Annotated in this window: 22 protein-coding genes; 9 read left to right on the forward strand and 13 right to left on the reverse strand. The window is 71.3% G+C overall.

Annotated features, from left to right (window positions below; translation table 11 throughout):
* Positions 1 to 4 precede the first annotated feature (4 nt).
* Positions 5 to 859, forward strand: coding sequence for an alpha/beta fold hydrolase (locus IH61_RS0101605; RefSeq protein ID WP_031063696.1), 855 nt, complete (start codon positions 5 to 7; stop codon positions 857 to 859).
* A gap of 28 nt (positions 860 to 887) precedes the next feature.
* On the opposite strand, the gene IH61_RS0101610 is transcribed toward IH61_RS0101605, so the two are convergent.
* The 4 genes from IH61_RS0101610 to IH61_RS0101625 all read right to left on the reverse strand — a co-directional run bounded on the left by IH61_RS0101610 (position 888) and on the right by IH61_RS0101625 (position 8,015).
* Positions 888 to 1,856: a 2-hydroxyacid dehydrogenase gene (locus IH61_RS0101610; protein WP_031063698.1), complete on the reverse strand. Its 969-nt coding sequence runs from the start codon at positions 1,854 to 1,856 to the stop codon at positions 888 to 890.
* A 28-nt stretch (positions 1,857 to 1,884) separates the two neighbouring features.
* Positions 1,885 to 5,886 carry an FxSxx-COOH system tetratricopeptide repeat protein gene (gene fxsT / locus IH61_RS0101615; protein WP_078910748.1) on the reverse strand — a complete coding sequence of 1,334 codons (4,002 nt, stop codon included), beginning with the start codon at positions 5,884 to 5,886 and terminating at the stop codon, positions 1,885 to 1,887.
* Positions 5,883 to 7,337 carry a TIR-like protein FxsC gene (locus IH61_RS40220; RefSeq protein WP_158844516.1) on the reverse strand — a complete coding sequence of 485 codons (1,455 nt, stop codon included), beginning with the start codon at positions 7,335 to 7,337 and terminating at the stop codon, positions 5,883 to 5,885. The genes fxsT and IH61_RS40220 overlap by 4 nt, the downstream gene beginning before the upstream one ends.
* Positions 7,338 to 7,475: 138 nt before the next feature.
* Positions 7,476 to 8,015, reverse strand: a complete 540-nt coding sequence (locus tag IH61_RS0101625; RefSeq protein WP_031063706.1) for a uridine kinase family protein — start codon at positions 8,013 to 8,015, stop codon at positions 7,476 to 7,478.
* Between the two features lie 63 nt (positions 8,016 to 8,078).
* On the opposite strand from IH61_RS0101625, the gene IH61_RS0101630 reads away from it, so the two are divergent.
* Entirely contained in the window at positions 8,079 to 8,282 is a 204-nt protein-coding gene (locus IH61_RS0101630) for a DUF397 domain-containing protein (protein WP_031063708.1), read from the forward strand.
* 4 nt (positions 8,283 to 8,286) lie between these two features.
* On the opposite strand, the gene IH61_RS0101635 is transcribed toward IH61_RS0101630, so the two are convergent.
* From IH61_RS0101635 to IH61_RS46680, 3 genes are all read right to left on the reverse strand, one after another.
* On the reverse strand, positions 8,287 to 9,315 hold the full coding sequence (locus IH61_RS0101635; protein ID WP_031063710.1) for a glycoside hydrolase family 113: 1,029 nt from the start codon (positions 9,313 to 9,315) through the stop codon (positions 8,287 to 8,289).
* A 190-nt stretch (positions 9,316 to 9,505) separates the two neighbouring features.
* Positions 9,506 to 9,736, reverse strand: coding sequence for a hypothetical protein (locus IH61_RS0101645; protein ID WP_031063715.1), 231 nt, complete (start codon positions 9,734 to 9,736; stop codon positions 9,506 to 9,508).
* Positions 9,733 to 10,035 (reverse strand): ATP-binding protein, encoded by a 303-nt coding sequence (locus IH61_RS46680; protein ID WP_234326982.1) that lies wholly within the window; start codon positions 10,033 to 10,035, stop codon positions 9,733 to 9,735. The genes IH61_RS0101645 and IH61_RS46680 overlap by 4 nt, the downstream gene beginning before the upstream one ends.
* On the opposite strand from IH61_RS46680, the gene IH61_RS46685 reads away from it, so the two are divergent.
* The 3 genes from IH61_RS46685 to IH61_RS0101670 all read left to right on the forward strand — a co-directional run bounded on the left by IH61_RS46685 (position 10,007) and on the right by IH61_RS0101670 (position 12,118).
* Positions 10,007 to 10,849, forward strand: a complete 843-nt coding sequence (locus IH61_RS46685; RefSeq protein WP_234326983.1) for a DUF397 domain-containing protein — start codon at positions 10,007 to 10,009, stop codon at positions 10,847 to 10,849. The genes IH61_RS46680 and IH61_RS46685 overlap by 29 nt on opposite strands.
* Before the next feature lie 85 nt (positions 10,850 to 10,934).
* Positions 10,935 to 11,507: a GNAT family N-acetyltransferase gene (locus IH61_RS0101665; RefSeq protein WP_031063722.1), complete on the forward strand. Its 573-nt coding sequence runs from the start codon at positions 10,935 to 10,937 to the stop codon at positions 11,505 to 11,507.
* On the forward strand, positions 11,504 to 12,118 hold the full coding sequence (locus tag IH61_RS0101670) for a class I SAM-dependent methyltransferase (RefSeq protein ID WP_031063725.1): 615 nt from the start codon (positions 11,504 to 11,506) through the stop codon (positions 12,116 to 12,118). The genes IH61_RS0101665 and IH61_RS0101670 overlap by 4 nt, the downstream gene beginning before the upstream one ends.
* Positions 12,119 to 12,155: 37 nt before the next feature.
* Here IH61_RS0101670 and IH61_RS0101675 read toward each other — a convergent pair whose 3' ends face one another.
* From IH61_RS0101675 to IH61_RS0101695, 5 genes are all read right to left on the reverse strand, one after another.
* Positions 12,156 to 12,677 carry an EF-hand domain-containing protein gene (locus IH61_RS0101675; RefSeq protein WP_031063728.1) on the reverse strand — a complete coding sequence of 174 codons (522 nt, stop codon included), beginning with the start codon at positions 12,675 to 12,677 and terminating at the stop codon, positions 12,156 to 12,158.
* Between the two features lie 27 nt (positions 12,678 to 12,704).
* The gene (locus tag IH61_RS0101680) at positions 12,705 to 13,256 is read right to left on the reverse strand and encodes a hypothetical protein (protein ID WP_031063730.1); all 552 of its coding nucleotides are present in this window, start codon (positions 13,254 to 13,256) and stop codon (positions 12,705 to 12,707) included.
* A gap of 157 nt (positions 13,257 to 13,413) precedes the next feature.
* Entirely contained in the window at positions 13,414 to 13,848 is a 435-nt protein-coding gene (locus IH61_RS0101685; RefSeq protein WP_031063733.1) for a VOC family protein, read from the reverse strand.
* Positions 13,849 to 13,940: 92 nt separating this feature from the next.
* Entirely contained in the window at positions 13,941 to 14,540 is a 600-nt protein-coding gene (locus IH61_RS0101690) for a cation transporter (protein ID WP_031063737.1), read from the reverse strand.
* A gap of 33 nt (positions 14,541 to 14,573) precedes the next feature.
* Complete coding sequence (locus IH61_RS0101695; protein WP_031063740.1) at positions 14,574 to 14,987, reverse strand: ArsI/CadI family heavy metal resistance metalloenzyme; 414 nt, start codon at positions 14,985 to 14,987, stop codon at positions 14,574 to 14,576.
* A gap of 88 nt (positions 14,988 to 15,075) precedes the next feature.
* Between IH61_RS0101695 and IH61_RS0101700 the strand changes: the two genes are divergently transcribed.
* From IH61_RS0101700 to IH61_RS0101715, 4 genes are read left to right on the forward strand one after another with little or no spacing between them, the layout of a single operon-like run.
* Positions 15,076 to 15,447: an ArsR/SmtB family transcription factor gene (locus IH61_RS0101700; protein ID WP_037971334.1), complete on the forward strand. Its 372-nt coding sequence runs from the start codon at positions 15,076 to 15,078 to the stop codon at positions 15,445 to 15,447.
* The gene (locus tag IH61_RS0101705; protein ID WP_037971337.1) at positions 15,444 to 16,208 is read left to right on the forward strand and encodes an aquaporin; all 765 of its coding nucleotides are present in this window, start codon (positions 15,444 to 15,446) and stop codon (positions 16,206 to 16,208) included. Before IH61_RS0101700 ends, IH61_RS0101705 begins: the two co-directional genes overlap by 4 nt.
* The gene (locus IH61_RS0101710) at positions 16,205 to 16,624 is read left to right on the forward strand and encodes an arsenate reductase ArsC (protein ID WP_031063746.1); all 420 of its coding nucleotides are present in this window, start codon (positions 16,205 to 16,207) and stop codon (positions 16,622 to 16,624) included. The genes IH61_RS0101705 and IH61_RS0101710 overlap by 4 nt, the downstream gene beginning before the upstream one ends.
* Positions 16,621 to 17,118 carry a GNAT family N-acetyltransferase gene (locus IH61_RS0101715; protein WP_031063747.1) on the forward strand — a complete coding sequence of 166 codons (498 nt, stop codon included), beginning with the start codon at positions 16,621 to 16,623 and terminating at the stop codon, positions 17,116 to 17,118. Before IH61_RS0101710 ends, IH61_RS0101715 begins: the two co-directional genes overlap by 4 nt.
* Here IH61_RS0101715 and IH61_RS0101720 read toward each other — a convergent pair.
* Entirely contained in the window at positions 17,087 to 17,383 is a 297-nt protein-coding gene (locus IH61_RS0101720; RefSeq protein WP_158844524.1) for a hypothetical protein, read from the reverse strand. The two genes, IH61_RS0101715 and IH61_RS0101720, sit on opposite strands and share 32 nt — an antisense overlap.
* Positions 17,384 to 17,392 lie beyond the last annotated feature (9 nt).

Raw genomic sequence — 17,392 nt, forward strand, 5'->3', positions numbered from 1 at the left:
ACGGATGGTCACTGCGACGGACGGCCGGACCCTCGCCGTCGAGTGCCTGGGCGACCCGCGCGGCCGGCCGGTGTTCCTGCTGCACGGCATGCCCGGCAGCAGGGTCGGCCCGCACCCGCGCAGCACCGTGCTGTACCGCCTGGGCGTGCGGCTGGTCTCCTACGACCGCCCCGGCTACGGCGACTCGACGCGGCTGTTCGGCCGCCGGGTCTCGGCGGCGGCCGAGGACGTGCGCACCATCGCGGACCACCTCGGGCTGGACGGCTTCGCGGTGCTCGGCCGCTCCGGCGGCGGCCCGCACGCGCTGGCCTGCGCGGCGCTGCTGCCGGAACGGGTCAGCCGGGTCGCGGTGCTGGTGGGCCTGGCGCCCCGGGACGCGGCCGGGCTGGACTGGTACGCGGGAATGACGCCCTCCAACGTGCGCGCCTACCGGGAGGCGGAGCGCGGGCGCGAGCAGATCGCCGACGCGATGGAGTTCCGCTCCCTCCAGATCAAGGACGACCCGGTGCGGCTGCTGAACGGGCTGCGCACCGAACTCTCCCCCGCCGACCGGGAGGTGGTCGCCGACAGCGGGTTGCGGCGGATGCTGCAGAGCAACTACCGGGAGGCGTTCCGGCACGGCGCGGACGGCTGGATCGACGACGTGCTGGCGTTCACCGCCGACTGGGGCTTCGACGTCGGCACGATCCGGGTGCCGACCTGGCTCTGGCACGGCGCGGACGACCAGTTCTCGCCGGTCGACCACTCCCGCTGGCTGGCCGACCGCATCCCCGGCGCCGAACTGTTCGTGGAGCCCGGCGCCGCGCACTTCGGCGCGTTCCGGGTGATGACCACCGCCCTGGCCTGGGCGGCCGGTTAGCGCTTCACGGAGTCAGCGCTTCACGGGGTCAGCGCCGTACGGGCGTGAGCGCCCGCCCGCCGCCGAGGACGGCGAGGATGTTGTCCACGGCGAGCCCGCCCATCGCCTGCCGCGTGCGCACGGTGGCGCTGCCCAGGTGCGGGGCGAGCACCGCCCGCTCCTGGGCGAGCAGGGAGGCCGGGACGGCGGGCTCGTGCTCGAAGTTGTCGACGGCGGCGGCGAACAGCGCCCCGGAGTCCAGGGCGGCGGCGAGGGCCTCCTCGTCCACCACGCCGGCGGTCATGCTGACCACCACCGCGCCGTGCGGCAGCAGGGCGAGCCGGCGAGCGTCCAGCAGGTGGCGGGTCTCGGCGCTGAACGGGCAGGTGACGACCAGCACGGTGGAGGTGGCGAGCAGTTCCTCCAGCGGCTTCCAGTCGGCGCCCTCGGCCTCCTCGATGGGCAGCGGGCGGCGGTTGTAGTAGCTGACGGGCATGTCGAAGGCCCGGGCCCGGCGGGCGACGGCCTGCCCGATGCGGCCCATGCCGAGGACGCCGAGCGGGGTGCCGGCCAGCTCCAGGCCGAGCAGGAAGTTCGGGCCCCAGGTCCAGGGGGTGCCGGAGCGCAGCAGCCGCTCGCCCTCGCCGAGGCGCCGGGTGGCGGCGAGCAGCAGCGCCCAGGCCATGTCGGCGGTGGCGGCGGTGAGCACGCCGGGGGTGTGGGTGACGCGCACGCCCCGGGCGGCGCAGGCGGCGACGTCGACGTTGTGGTAGCCGACGGCGTGGTTGGCGACGATCTCCAGCTGCGGGCCGGCGGCGTCGAGGAACTCCTCGTCCACGCGGTCGTCGAGGGTGGTGAGCACGGCCCTGCGGCCGGGCGCGGCCGCGAGCAGGGCGGCGCGGTCCATCGCCCGGTCGTCGTCGTGCAGGGTCGCCTCGTACTGCGCGGTGAGCCGTTCGATCACCCCGGGCGCGAGCCGGCGGGTGACCAGGACGGGGGGCTGCTGCGAAGCGGTCATGGCTCCGCAGCGTACCCGTCCTGATCGACTACACCGGCTGCGGCTCCAGGTCCCGGTTGATGCGCTTCCAGCCGCGCGCCGAGACGGTGTTGGGGTGCTCCTCGCCGAACTGCCGGATCAGTTCGGCGATCGCCCGGGTGCGCAGTTCGGCCGCCTGGGTGTGCCGCCCGTCGGAGCGCAGGGTGATGGCGAGGTTGGCCTCGCAGGCGACGGCGTCCGGGTGCTCGGCCGAGTAGCGCTCGCAGAGCCCGTCGTAGGCGGTGCGCCCGAGTTCCTCGGCGAGGCGGAGCTGCCCGTCGTCGCCGTAGGCGTTGGCGAGGTTGATGATCGCGTTGAGGGTGTACGGGTGGTCCCGCCCGACGGAGGCGGTCAGGCCCTCGACGGTGAGCCGGCCGCGTTCGATGGCGCCGGCGACGTCGCCGCTGCCGCGCAGGTAGATGCCGAGGTTGTTGGCGCAGGCGAGGGTGAAGGGGTGCTCGTCGCCGAAGAGGCGCCGGTGGCCCTCGAAGACGGTGGCGCACAGGTCCCGGGCGGCCTCCTTGTCGCCGGAGGCGCTGTGGTCGGCGGCGAGGTTGAGCGCGCAGGCGAGCGCGTCGGGGGCGTCGGCGCCGTAGCGCTCCAGGTAGCGCTCGTACGTCTCCTTGGTGATCCGGCGGGCCTCGGCGAGCTGGCCGATGCGGCGCAGGGAGACGGCGAGGGACTTGGCGTTGCGCAGGTTCTCGGGCAGGTCGGGGTCGAGGACGTCGCCGAGGTCGGAGGTGACCTCCTGGAGGAGGTCCACCGAGCCTCGGTAGTCGCCGAGTTCGCGTAGGTCGCGGGCGAGGTTGGACTTGGTGGAGAGGGTGTAGGGGTGCTTGGGGCCGAGGACGGCGGTGCGCCGGTCGAGGGTCTCCTGGTCGAGTTCGCGGGCGGCCTCGCTGTTGCCGACGAGCCGGTAGTCGATGGCCAGGTTGTTGGCCATCGACAGGGTGCGCGGGTTGTCGTCGCCGAACAACTCGCGGAACTGGTCGAGGATTTCGCGGTCGAGGTCGAGGGCGGCCTGGAAGCGGCCGAGCGCGCGGCGGTCGGCGCCGAGGGAGCCGGCCGTCATCAGGGTGTACGGGTGGTGCTCGCCGAGCAGGGCGCGCTGGCGCTCCAGGGTGGACTCGTCCAGGGCCAGGGCCTCGGCGTAGTTGCCCTGGGAGCGCAGGACGTTGGCGAGCTGGAAGCGCAGCAGCAGGGTCTGGCGGTCGTCGTCTCCGAGCTTGCTGGTCCATTCGGCGTCGAGGGCGTGGCCGAGGTCGCGGGCGCGGTCGAGTTCGCCGCGCTTCCACAGGTAGCGGACGCGGTCGATGAGCAGCTGGCGGGTGTCGGCCTCGTCGCAGTTGTGCGCCTTGGACGGGGACAGGTGGGGCCAGATCTCGTCGAAGGCGGGCCAGTTGGCCGGGTCGTCGGTGTCGCCGAGGACGGGCCGGGCGCCGGTGAGGATGCGGTGCACCTCGTGGACGGCGATCTCCTGCTCCTCGTCGCTCATGCCGGCCCGGATGACGGCCTGGACGAGCCGGTGCACCTGGAAGCTGTTGCTGCCGGCGTCGACCTTGGCGAGGGCGTAGCGGCCGATCGCCTGGATGACCTTGCCGAGCATGAACTTGTCGCTGAGGTCGGCGTCGTACTTCACCAGCGCCCGGATCATCTGGTCGCTGTAGAAGAGGTTCATGGAGATCGGCTCGGGCGCGAAGAACGCGCAGAGCTGGAGCAGGCGCACGGCGGCCGGGGACTGCTGGCGCAGCCGTCCGATGGAGACGTTCCAGGTGGCGGCGACGGGGGTCGGGTAGTCGACGGGCCGGCCGACGGCGAGGGCGCGGGCGGCCTCGGCGTGCAGCTGGCTGACGTAGGTGTCGACGGGCGTGCCGGTGGTGTCGAGCCAGGCGGCGGCGACCTCGACGGCCAGCGGCAGGTCGCCGACGGCCTCGGCGACGCGGTCGGCGTCGGCGCGGGAGAGGCTGCGGGCGCGCCGGGACAGGTGCTCGACGCTCTCGCCACGGGTGAAGACGTCGACCTCCAGCGCCTCGGCGTGACCGGTCCACGCCTGGTTGCGGGAGGTGACGAGGATGTGGCCGGAGCCGCCGGGGAAGAAGCGGCGGATCTCGGCGGGCTCGTCGGCGTTGTCGAAGATCAGCAGCCAGCGGGAGGTGGGCACGCCCCGGCGCAGCGCCTCGCGGGCGGCCTCGGCGGCCTCGGTGACGGAGTCGCCGACGCGCAGTCCGGGCAGGCGGCGGGCGAGGTCGGCGAGGGCGGGGGCGACGAGTTCGGTCTGCTCGGCGTCGATCCACCAGACCAGGTCGTAGTCGGACATGAAGCGGTGGGCGTACTCCAGCGCCACCTGGGTCTTGCCGACGCCGCCGAGCCCGTACAGGGTCTGCGGGGTGGGCAGGACGGCCGCCATGCCGCCGCGCAGCTGGTTGCGCAGCTGCTCCAGGACGGCGGAGCGGCCGGTGAAGGAGGGGTTGCGCGGCGGGACGTCCCAGATGGAGGGCTTGGAGCCGGGGAAGCGGGGCCCGCCGGCGGGGGCCTCGGCGAGCGCGCTCTCGCCCCGGCCGAGGGCGCGCAGCAGGCTCTGGACGGACTGGTTCTCGTCGCGGCCGACGAGGTCCACGGGGTTGCGGTTGCTGAACGGCGCGGTCAGGCGCACGTCGCCGACGCGCACGGGCAGCAGCTGGCGCCGGGTGCCGGACGGGTCGGAGCTGACCACGGACTCCCACAGCGCCCGGGCCTGCGGGGAGCGCTGGTAGGCGGGTGAGAGGACGGCGACGGTGCGGTAGGCGGAATCGATGCCGCGCTCGGTCTCCTCGCGCGGGTCGGTGCCGGCGGACAGGTCGCGGGGAAGGACGCGGAAGCCGGCCCGGGTGAGCACGGACTCGATCCAGTCCGCCCACATCCGGTCCTCGGGGACGTAGGAGAGGTAGAGGTCGGCGGGCACGGACGGGCGGCGGCGGGTGAACGCGTCGACGAAGCGCAGCCGCACCTCCTCGTCCATGGGCGGCAGCCCGGTGGCGCGGCCCTCGGTGATGACGGAGGTGAGGCGCTCGCAGGCGGCGAGCATGGAGGTGGGCGCGCCGGGCTGGTCGCCGAAGGTGGCGAGGATCTCCTCGTAGGCGTAGAAGGGCCGGTAGGGGATCTCCACCGAGCCCCAGTAGGCGGCCAGTTCCTCGCCGCCGAAGCCGACCGGCAGGCCGTCGAAGCGGACGCGGGCGAGGGCGCGGCCGGCGTCGGCCTTCTCCTTCTCGCCCTCGTCGATGCGCATGGGGACGGGCAGGATGCGGATGCCCCGGTCGCGGTAGCGGTCGTGGATGTGCTGGGCGATGCGGGAGGCGCCGTCGATGGACTGGTCGCTGAGGGTGAAGCAGACGACGAGGTCGTCGGGCATCTGGACGGTGCAGATCTCGGCGATGTCGGACAGACCGGTGCGGGAGTCGATCAGCACGTAGTCGTACCGCTTGGCCATGTCGGCCTTGAGCGCGTCGAAGAACTGCCCGCCGTCGAAGCGGTCGTAGAAGATGTCCCAGTCGAGGTGGGTGACGGCCTCGGAGTAGTCGCGGTTGAACTGGCCGGCGGAGAGGAAGTCGAGGCTGCCGCCGTCGGGGAAGTACGGCCAGGAGAGGGACAGCGCGTGCGGGTGCACCCGGGCGAAGTCCAGGTGCCAGCCCTCGGCGTGCTCGACGGGGCGCAGCGCCTCCTCGCGGTACTCGGCGATGAGGTCCATCATGCCGGTGGTCCCGGCGAGGGAGGCCGGATCGAGGAAGGGGTGGAAGAACTTGGCGAGGCCCGGCGCCTCCAGGTCCCAGTCGACGGTGAGGACGCGGAAGCCGTTGGCGGCGAGGATCCAGGCGGTGTTGGCGAGTGCCATGGTGCGGCCGGTGCCGCCCTTGTACGAGTAGAAGGTGATGATCCGGCCGTTGCGGTCGCGGGCGGCGGCCTCCCGTTCGGCCTCGCGCTGGGCGAGGAGTTCGGCGGCGCCGATGCGGAAGTTCCTGGTGCGGTTCTCGCTCATCGGGGTCCTCGTCCTCCCAGGGGCGCCGTCCCGTGGTGGGGGTCATCGCCGTCGTCGCGGTACGGGTCGTCGTCGTGTCCGTCGGGGCGTTGCTGACCTTGTCGGCCTTGTTGGCCTGGCAGGCCCTGTGGGCTTTCTGGGCCTTGTGGGCCTTGTTCGCCTTGTGGGCCGAAGGGATCGTCTCCGGGAGGCCGGAAGGCCCCCCGCAGGTCGGGGCGACGGGTGGGCGGTTCCTCCGGTTCGGCCCGGGCCCGCACCTCGAAGGCGTACTTGGCCTTCATCGCGGCCCGGGGCATCGCTTCGTCGAAGTCGTCGAGGGAGTTGAGGCCGATGGAGGCTGCGGGGCCGCCCGCTCCGGTCACGCCGAGGAAGCTCGGCCGGCCGGCCCGCCGGGTGATGCGCAGCACCTGGTCACTCAACTCCCCGAGCTCGCCCCCGCGTTCGGCGCACTCCGGGTCGTCGGCGTTCCAGGGCTCGAGGACGCTGACCCAGGTGGCGTCGGAGCGGTCGAAGCGGCGGACGAGTTCGCACCGGCCCGGGTCGCGCAGCGCCCAGCGGTCGAGCAGCAGCAGGCCGGGCGCCTCGGCGTTGCCGTCGATGATCGACTCGACCTCGTCGTCGAACTCGTGCACCGTCGGCTGGAAGCCCAACTGCCGCGCCAGGCGCACCGCGTGCTGCGCGATCGGCGAGCCGGACGGGCGGTACGGGTGCCAGTCGGTGCGCCGAGCGCCGTAGAAGTCGGGGTTGCGGTCGGGCGGCAACTCGCCCTGGTGGTAGGAGAGTACGGATATGCGCAGCTGCTTGGTCGGGGCGCTGACGTCGAAGGCGGAGGGCAGGGAGTTGAAGTCGAGCCGCCGCCCGACCGGGATCACCGTCTCCTCGGCCACCTGGACGATCCGGCGGGCCAGGCGGTGCACGGCCAGTTCGTAGGCGGAGCGGAAGTAGGTGAGCTTCATCAGCGCGTACAGGCCCTCGGTGGCGTAGTCCGGGCCGAATCCGGCGTGGTTGAACTGCAGTTCGCTGGCCACCGTGGGCAGCCGGTAGCGGGACATCGGCGCCCAGAGCACCGGGACGATGCCGCTGGTCCGCTCCACGTCCATGGTCGCCGGATAGACGGGCCGGCGGGTGAAGGCGTGCCACTCCTGGCCGCACGGAACGCTGTTGAAGTACCGGGGCGAGTAGAGCGGCACGAACACCCTGCAGGTCGCCAGCTCCTCCGAGAGCCGCTCCGCCCACAACTCCCCCTGGTGCATGGACTCGTCCATGAACCCGACCGGCGCCCCGGAAGGCACCGTGGTGAGCTGGAGCACCGCCTCGCACAGATCCCGGTACAGCTGCCGCACCCAGTGGTTGGGATCACCCGCGCCTCGCGCACCTGCCTTCGGGGTGTGCGCATAGGAGAGGAAGAAATACGGCCGGGCGTCCTCCTCTTCCCAGCCACGGTCGTTCACACGCGCCTCCCCCGGGCCCGTAGGCACCCTGGTCCCCGCAGCCCCCGTGCGGCGGGGCTCCAGTGTAGGAACGACTGATACCCCAATGGAATAGCACATCGCCTCGTACGAATTGACATGACCGAAACGACGTGCTGGTCACCGCCCGTGGTTCTCAGCCATCACTCCCCGTACCTGCCCAGCCAGTTCGGAAGCACTCCTCAGCCCGTCCAGCACCAGATCACTTCCGGCCCTCAGCGGCTCGACGAACCGGTCGTGCGCCGCGCGGCGGTGCTGCACGTAGTTGCGCAGCAGCACATGGAGGGGGAAGCCGCCCTGGACGCACTTGCGGTCGATCTTGCGGGCCAGGCGGAGGTCGGGGGCGAGGTCGACGAACACGTCGAGCCTGGGGATTCCGGGCGGCGCGGTGATCCGCCGGGCGAACAGGCCCTCGACGATCACCACGCCCGCGCCCAGGGCTGCCCGCACGTCCGTCGCCAGCCGGGCTTCGTCGACGGACCGGGGATCGCCGACATCCAGCCGGGGCACGCCGTTCTCGTCGGGTGCCCAGACGCCCCGGCTTTCGTCTGCGTAGTAGTAGTCGTCCGCGTGCAGCACGGTCGTCGATCCGTGCTTGGCCAGTTCGCGCGCCAGCGTCGTCTTTCCCGCACCCGCGCCACCGGTCAACGTCACCAGCATCCGGTCCCCCTCGCCATCACCCATCATGGAACCCCACACCTGAACGGAAGGGCCACGAATTCCATGAGCCGCCTCGACCACCTCGACTGGCAGCGCCCCGCCCTCAGCGAGGGCCAGGAGCTGTACCTGGAGATCGCCTCCGACGAGGAACACGTCTACATCCGGCAGTCGGACGACCTGGACCACATCGTCACCACCACGCGGAAGAAGTTCGACGCGTGGGTCAAGGGCGCCAAGGCGGGCGAGTTCGACCACTTCATCGCCTGAACATCTATGTTGCGTGGGCCCACCGCTGCTTCAGGACCTGCTCGGCGGGCTTCCCGTGGGGCGTGTACGCCAGGTTCCTCGGCGTCTCGCCCGTGTCGGGCCAGTCGTCCCACATCCACCAGCAGACGCCGGCCCACCAGGGCCTGCCGTCGAAGGCCGTCAGCAACGCCTCGTAGCCGGCGGCCTGTTCTGCGGTGTCCTCGGCCTTGCTGACCGTCCAGGAGTAGGGGGCGGTGGTCGAGCCGCGCTGGCTCACGTAACCGGCCTCGGTGAAGAGGATCCGCTTCTGCTGCCGGGCGGAGAAGGCGGCAAGCTGGTCCACGATCGGCTTCCAGCCCTGGCGAAGCCGGGCCGGGTCGGTGGTGGGCCGGTCGGAGAGCGGGAAGTAGGCGTCGATGCCGATGAGGTCGAGGTCTCTCCAGAACGGGATGTTCTGGTACTCGTCGTAGTTCGCGGCGTAGGTCAGCGGGCCTTTGTATGTCGCGCGGACGGCGGCGATCACTTTGGTCCAGTGGCCGCCGTCCTGGGAGGTGCCGGCGAGTTCGGTACCCACGGAGAGCTGCTCGACGCCGGTTTCGGTGGCGAGTTGGGCGTAGTGGGTAATGAAGGCTTCGTAGGCGGTGAACCAGGCGTCGGGGTCGGCGGGCTTGATGGCGGCACGGTCGCCGCCCTTGGCGAGGTCGACGTGGGGTTTGACCATCGTCCTGAGACCGGCATCGTGGGCCTGCTTGATGATGCGGCGCAGGCTGTCGTCGGTGGCGCTCTCCCCGGTGGCACGCATCAAGGAGTCGGTGACGGTGTCCTGGTACCAGGTGGGGGTGAAGGTCACCCAGCGCGCGCCGGTGGCGGCGATGTCCCGTAAATACGCCCCGGCTTGCGGGTTGTCGTAGTCGCTCGCGTTCCAGGCGGGGAGGGTCACGCCGCGTAGTTCGGCACCGGCCGTGGGCGGCGATTCCCCGCCGCTGTCGGAGGACGAGCATCCGGCCACCCCGAACACCAGGGCCACCGAGAGGGCGACTGCCTTCTTCACCATGATTCGGAGCGTAGGCACACTACCCCGCGCCGGTGCGGTGAACTCGCGAAACCTCCGCTCGCGCAGGAAGTCGGACGGGCCGACTTCCTGTGCGCGGGAGGCCGGTTAGCGGTTGAGGTGGAGTTCTCGGAGTCGGCAGATGCCGCCCATCAGGGATTCGAGAAGGATGAGGAGCAGGAGAGCCTTCACCCTAGAACTCCCGCAGGACCGCGAGGAGGTTGATCACGGTGCTGACGGGAACGTTGCCGAGGTTGACGAGCACCCGGCCGTCGAGGGAGCGCTCACCGGGCTTGGCGGACGGCCAGAGGAGGCCGAACTCGCGTCCTGCGGCTCGGAGTTCCACGAGAAGTTCGCGGATCTCGGAGCGGCCGAGGTGGTTGAGCGCAGGGTCCATCGGCTGGACGGGGTGGTGGGCGTTCACGCGGCACCGTCCAGCTCGAACCAGACGCGCTTGCCCAGCTTCTGGGGTTCGGCGCCCCAGCGGTGGGTGAGGCCCGCGACGAGCTGGAGGCCACGGCCGGACTCCGAGAGGGAGTTGGGCTTCCTCTGCTCGGGGAGGGAGGGGCTGCGGTCGGCGACGGTGACGCGGAGGGTGCCGCCGGTGATGACGACCAGGACGACGGGCGAGGCCGTCAGCCCGTGCCGCCAGGCGTTCACGATCAGCTCGACGAGCGCGAGTTCGGCGTCGCCGATGGAGGACGCGGGCGAGAGCAGTGGCAAGGGGTGGTGGACGGAGTTCAGGCACGACACCACGCGCAGCGCGCTCGACCTGGCTGAAGCAGAGGCGCACGCAACCGCCCTGGACAACTACGAATCCCTGCTGATCCCAGGACTCTTGCAAACCAGGGCTTACAGCGAAGTCATCCAGGGGTTCAACGAGAAGAAGGTCGAGTTCCGCCACGAGCGCCACAAGATCCTCACCGGCAACAACGCGCCTCCGTACCGCGCCGTGATCCACGAGGCAGCCCTGCACATGATGTACGGAGGCCCGACCGTCATTCGCGACCAGCTGAATCACCTGATCGAGATGAGCAGGCTGCCGAACGTGACGATTCAGATCCTCCCGTTCGACTGCACCACGTACGCTTCGAATGACACGCCGTTCCTCCTCATTCGCGGAGCCCACACCCGCCTTGACACCGTTCTTCTCGAGCACCCGCACGGGTCCGACTTCATCGGCGATTCTGAGGTCGTGACAACATTTGATCGGAAGTTCGACCGGCTCAGGGGCTTGGCGCTGCCCTCCCCTGTCGGCAGCGACGTCCGAGTCATCGCCAGCCCAACGCGATTCGCTGGGTGTGCTCCAGCACATCCGCTACAAGGTCCAAGGAAGATAGCCATGCACCAGCTCAACTGGCAGAAGTCCAGCTTCAGCAGCGACCAGGCCAACTGCGTCGAAATCGCTTCTGCCGATGAGCTGGTTTACATCCGTGAGTCCGATGACCCGGCCGTCATCCTCACCACCACACCCGCCAAGCTCAACGCCTGGATCGCCAGCGCCAAGGCCGGCGAGTTCGACCACTTCATCGCCTGAACCCTCGTGCCCACTCGGGGTGCGTTGCCGGGGGCAGGGGGATATCCGGTGGCATCCCCCTGCTCCCACGGCGAAGATCGCGCCCATGCACGTCTTCCTCGAGACCGAGCGGCTCGTCCTCCGCCCCTTCACCGAAGCCGACGCCGACGGCCTCCTCACACTCGACAGCGACCCCGAGGTGATGCGCTTCATCAACGGCGGCGAGCCGACCACCCTCGAAGCCGTCCGAGCCCGCGTCCTCCCCCGGCTCCTCCACGACCACCCCTGCACCGGCACCCGGGGCTTCTGGGCCGCCGAAGAGCGAGCCACCGGCACCTTCCTCGGCTGGTTCGAGTTCCGCCCCCTCGACGACCAGGACCCCACCGTCGTCGAACTCGGCTACCGCCTCAACCGAGCCTCCTGGGGCAAGGGTTACGCCACCGAAGGCTCCCTCGCCCTCGTCCGCAAGGGCTTCACCGACCTCGGCACCACCCGCGTCACCGCCAACACCATGGCCGTGAACTCCCGTTCCCGCCGCGCGATGGAGAAGTCCGGCCTGGTCTTCCTCCGCAACTTCACCGGCGACTGGCCCGACGCCATCCCCGGCTCCGAGCACGGCGAGGTCGAGTACGACCTCACCCGCGCCCAGTGGGAACAGCGGCATACCGTAGGCCAATGACCTCGGACTACTGGAACCACAACGTCCACTACCACCCGCTGGTCCTCAACGCCGTGCCGGACGGCTGCCGTTCGGCACTGGACGTCGGCTGCGGCGAGGGGCTGCTGGTGCGCAAGCTGACCCAACGAGCCCAGTCGGTGACCGGCGTGGACACCTCCGGCGCGATGATCCGCCTGGCCCGCGAACGCAGCGCAGGTCTCGGCGGAGTGACCTTCTCCGAGGCGGACTTCCTCGACGCGGCTTCGGGCGGCCCGGGTACGTACGACTTCATCAGCGCCGTAGCGGTGGTCCATCACGTCGAGTTCGAGCAGGCGGTCAGTTCCATGGTCCGCCTGCTCGCCCCCGGCGGACGCCTGGTGATCATCGGCCTGGCCAACAACCGGACACCCCAGGACTGGATCATCGGCGCCGCAGGAGTCCCGGCCGCCCGGTTCCGCGCCCGCCGTCACGGGGGCAAGACCGACCCGGACGGCATGCCCCTCCGGATGCCGGACATGGCCTGGGGCGAGGTCCGCAGGGAGGCGAAACGGCTGCTCCCCGGCTGCCGCTTCCGCCGCCATCTGCTGTGGCGCTACTCGCTCGTGTGGGACAAGCCCGCCGACGGCGCGTAGGAAGTCGGCCCCGCCGACTTCCTACGCAGCACACCGCTCAGTAGAGGGCGTGCCCCATGGGGGAATCCTCGCCCGTGACGTACGCGCGGATCGCCGCCAGGTACTCGGCGCGGCCCACCCGGCCGTCACCGTCCCCGTCCAGCGCCTCGAAGGCTGCGTCGGCGTTGCCCGCCCGGTTCCCCAGTGCTTGCCGCAGCAGCGTGAACTGGGCGCGGTCCAGGGCGCCGTCGGCGTCGGCATCGGCCAGGTCGAACAGGGCGCCCAGGGCGTACCGGCAGACGGTGTCGAACTTCTCGGCATCCACCCAGGCCGCGTACTCCTCGTACGTCACCACCCCGTCGCCGTTGGCGTCCATCGCGGCCCAGGCCCGTTCTCCCGTGGCACGGGCAATGGCGACCAGGGGGTCGTCCTCGTCGCGCCCGGTCGCCTGCCGGGCCCGTTCGATCCGGACGAAGTAGTCGTGCCTGGAGGCGACTCCGTCCCCGTCCGTGTCGAGCATCGCGTAGATGCGGGCCTTCGGAGCAACGGCGGCCTGCGCTTCGGTCTGTGGAAGTGGCATGTCGGTTCAGTGCCCTCGCGTTCGGGTTCAGTGGGTGAGGCGGAGTACGAGGGTCGAGTCGAGGGCGGTCTCCCCGGCCGGGGTGCCGCAGCCGACGCCGGTGCTGGTGCCGATCGCGTTGACGGTGTCACCGGCGAACCGTGCGCTGTCGGCGGTGACGCCTCCGGTGACGACCAGCGAGGCGGTGCCGTTGACCTTGACGACGTCGGTCCTGTCGAACCTGAAGGTGGAGGCGGTTCCGCCCGTCCAGTTGACGGTGGTGGTCGAGGTGTCCTGGTGCTCGTCCCCGGTGCATTCGGTGGCGGGCATGGTGACCGTCCGCGTGAAGGTCCCGTCGGCCAGCGGCGCCCCGGCCGCGTCCACGCAGGACACGGTGCCGGTCATCGCCAGCGTGTCGGGCAGGGGCACGTTGACGCCGCCGGGGTCGACCGCCGAGGCGAAGACACCGTGGCCGTTCATCACACAGGTGGCATCGGTCACGGGCGCGGCGGAACCGGCCGCCGACGAACCGGCGATCGGCGCCACGACAGTGAGCAGCGAGGTGGCGACCAGCAGGGCGCCGCGAGCAGCGATCTTCATCAGGTGAGTTCTCCCGTAGTCCCTGAACGCCGGAGGTCGGCCCGGCCGAACGCGCACAGCGTGTCGTGGTCGGCCGGGGTCGTCGACGACATTGCTCCGTACGCGGCGTGTCGGCCCGGGCGTACAAGGCGGGGAGCATTCCCGTCCGCCGACGGCCTCAGGCCGAGGCTGCGGCGACGCAGAACTCGTTGCCCTCCGGGTCGGCCATCACCACGTGGTGCCCGTCGAACTCCTGCAGGACGGCGCCGCCCGCCTTCACCAGCCGCTCGGACTCCGCCTTGATCCGCGCCCACCGCTCACCGGGGCTGCCGTGTCCCGGCACCCGGACGTCGATGTGGAGCCGGTTCTTCGCCGTCTTCGGTTCGGGGACCTTGAGGATGGAGAGACGGGGGCCGACGCCGTCGGGATCGCAGAGCCACGCCCCGTCGTCCTCGGAGTCGTCCTCCGGCAGGTCGAACTGCGCGAGCCACTCCGCGCGGGTGGTGAAGGGGGCAGGCGGCGGCTCGTCGATGTAGCCCAGTGCCGTCTTCCAGAATGCGGCGAGGAGTTGTGCGTCCGCGCAGTCGAGGGTCAGATCGATTTTGGCTGCCATGACGGGACCGTACTGCGCACCGCTGACGGCTGCCGACCGTCAGCAGTGCTCGTGATCACCGTCGGCAGGCCGCCCGGCGGCGTCTCGGCCGTTCAGTGCTCGCCGAGGAAGATCTCGCGGACCTCGCGCGCCGCGTAGTGGACCAGCACGTACCCGGCCGCCGGGTCCGCCCACCACCAACCGAGGGTCGCGTTGAGGACCAGGCCGAGCAGAACGGCTACGGCGAGCAGGCCGTCGATGAGGGTGACCCGGCCCTCGGTCCTGAGGACGGGGTTGTCCAGGGCGGCGCCGGTGCGGGCCTTGCCGAAGGCGAGGGCGAACATGACCGCGGCGGTGACAGCGGTCCAGGCGATCCCGAGTGGCGAGTGCTGCGGGTGGAAGCCGCTGACCAGGACGAACGTCGACTGCGCGAGCAGGTAGAGCCCGAGAAGCGCGAAGCCGATCCCGATCAGTCTCAGCGCCCGCTTCTGCCGTTCCTCGCCGCTACCGGAGAGCTCCCGGACGACGACGGTGGAGGCGCCGATCTCGATCAGGGAGTCCAGGCCGAAGCCGGCCAGCGCCACCGAACGGGCCCCGATCGCGGCCACGGCCAGGACCACGATGCCGACCACGTTCCAGCCCAGTGTCGTGTACTCCAGGGCGAAACCCCGGCGGAGCAGGGTCTGACGGGAGGTTCCGTTCACATCGGCCATCCGGGGATTCTCCCAGCCCGCCCCACGACGCGTTCAGGAACCGGTGCAACACGTGCTGCCTTCCTGCCTGGCCAGCGTGGCCGCGTCCGACTTGACCACGTAGACCTCCCACGGCTCGCGGCCGGGGCCGTGGACCCACACCTTGTCCTGCAGGGCGTAGCAGCAGCTGGTGTCGTTCTCCTCGACCGTCGCCAGCCCGGCCCCGGCCAGGCGCGACGCCGCCGCGGCGACCTGCTCGGTGCTCTCGACCTCGACGCCGAGGTGGTCGAGGCGGGTGTCCTCGCCGGCCTCGCCCTCGATGAGGACGAGCTTGAGCGGCGGCTCGGCGATGGCGAAGTTCGCGTATCCGGGGCGGCGCTTGGCGGGCTCGGCTCCGAAGAGCTTGGAGTAGAAGGCGATGGAGCCTTCGAGGTCGGCGACGCGCAGGGCGAGCTGAACGCGGGACATGGCGGTCTCCCCGATCCGAGGTCTTGTATCGACGACCGTCGATACAGCCGAGCTTGCCAGTGGAATAGATGAGCGTCAACATAGACGCATGTCGAATCCGGAGCTGAAGCTGCTCGACCAGGACGAGGCGGCGGCCTGCTGCTCGCCGATGGTCCGCGAGCCGCTCGACGAGGTAGCCGCCGCCGACCTGGCCCGCATGTTCAAGGCCCTCTCGGACCCGGTACGGCTGCGCCTGCTGTCGCTGATCGCCTCGCACGAGGGCGGCGAGGCGTGCGTCTGCGACCTGACCGGCCCGTTCGACGTGTCCCAGCCGACCATCTCCCACCACCTCAAGGTGCTCCGGGACGCCGGCCTGGTCGACTCCGAGCGGCGCGGAACCTGGGTCTACTACTGGGTGCTGCCCGCCGCCCTGGCCAAGCTGTCCTCTCTGCTCCAAGCTCCCCTGGGGGACTCCAGATGACCGAGACGGCTCCGCTGGGCCGCCGAGCGGCCGTCGAGTTCGTCGGCACCGGCGCGCTGGTCGCCGTTGTGGTCGGCTCCGGCATCCAGGCCGCCGAGCTCTCCCAGGACGTCGGCGTCCAACTGCTGGCCAACTCCCTGGCCACGGTCTTCGGCCTCGGCGTACTGATCACCCTGCTCGGCCCGGTGTCCGGCGCGCACTTCAACCCGGCCGTCACCCTCGCCGCCTGGTGGACCGGTCGCCGCGACGGCGACGGCCCCACGCTCCGCGAGGTCGCCGCCTACGTGCCCGCCCAGATCGCCGGGGCGATCGGCGGCGCCGTCCTGGCGGACGCGATGTTCGCCGAGCCGCTCGTCCGCTGGTCCGGGCACGACCGCTCGGCCGGGCACCTGTGGCTGGGCGAGGTCGTCGCCACCGCCGGGCTGCTCCTGCTGATCTTCGGCCTCGGCCGGACGGGCCGCGCCCACCAGGCGCCGGTCGCCGTCGCCTCGTACATCGGCGCCGCCTACTGGTTCACCTCCTCCACCAGCTTCGCCAACCCGGCCGTCACGATCGGCCGGGCCTTCACCGACACCTTCGCCGGCATCGCCCCCGCCTCCGTCCTGCCGTTCGTCGCCGCCCAGTCGGCCGGCCTGGTGGCCGGACTCGCCCTGGTGGCCGCCCTGTTCGGCCGTCCGGCTCCGACGCCCGACACGCCCGGCACGCCCGTACGACCCCGACAGCTGACCGTCCCCGCGACCGAGGAAGCCCCCCTGCCGTGAGCGCACCCGCCGTCCCGTCCGTCCTGTTCGTCTGCGTGCACAACGCCGGCCGCTCCCAGATGGCCGCCGCCCTCCTCGCCCGCCTCGGCGGCGACCGGGTCGAGGTCCGCTCGGCCGGCTCCGCCCCGGCCGACACCGTGAACCCGGCGGCTCTGGAGGCCCTGGCCGAGGTCGGGATCGACATCTCCGCCGAGACCCCGAAGGTGCTCACCACCGAGGCCGTCCAGGCGTCCGACGTGGTGATCACCATGGGCTGCGGCGACGCCTGCCCGTACTTCCCCGGCAAGCGGTACCTGGACTGGAAGCTCGACGACCCGGCCGGCCAGGGCGTGGACGCCGTCCGCCCGATCCGCGACGAGATCGAGCGGCGCGTCCGCGGCCTGCTCGCCGACCTCGGTGTGGAGGCCGCCGCATGAGCGCGGTGACCGTCACGGCGATGCTCCCCGAGCACGCCGAGCAGGTCCTGGCCATCTACCGGCACGGCATCGACGAGGGCAACGCCACCTTCGAGACCACCGTTCCGACCTGGGCCGCCTTCGACGCGGCCAAGCTGCCCGACCACCGCCTGGTCGCCCTCGACGCCGACGGCCGCGTCCTCGGCTGGGCCGCCGTCAGCCCCACCTCCAGCCGGTGCGCGTACGCGGGCGTCGTCGAGCACTCCGTCTACGTCCACCCCGGCGCGCGCGGGCGAGGAGTCGGCGCCGCGCTCCTCGACGCCCTGATCGCCTCGACCGAGGCTGCCGGGATCTGGACCGTCCAGTCCGGCGTCTTCCCCGAGAACACCGCCAGCCTCGCCCTCCACGCCCGCGCCGGCTTCCGCGTCATCGGCACCCGCGAACGCATCGGCCGCCACCACGGCGTGTGGCGCGACGTCACGCTCATCGAGCGCCGGAGCCCGAAGCTGTTCTGATCAGTTGGCGCCGCTCGGCCTCACCGGCGGGCGTCACTCCCCGAAGCGGGACCAGATGATCCCGACACCCGCATGCCATGTACACCTCGTGCAGCCCGTCGGCGACGTCCCCGAACGAGAAGTACTCCCCGCCATCGAGCCCACACACCCCGATGTCCCCCCGGCTCAACAGCCGCCCTGCCGGCCTGAACTCGCCGGCGAGCCCGGGGCTGGCCTCCGAATCGCTCGCCTTCAGCACAGCTTCGATCGCTTCGATCATCGTCATTCCGGGGAG

The sequence above is a fragment of the Streptomyces sp. NRRL WC-3742 genome, assembly GCF_000720635.1.
Classification (GTDB): Bacteria; Actinomycetota; Actinomycetes; order Streptomycetales; family Streptomycetaceae; genus Kitasatospora.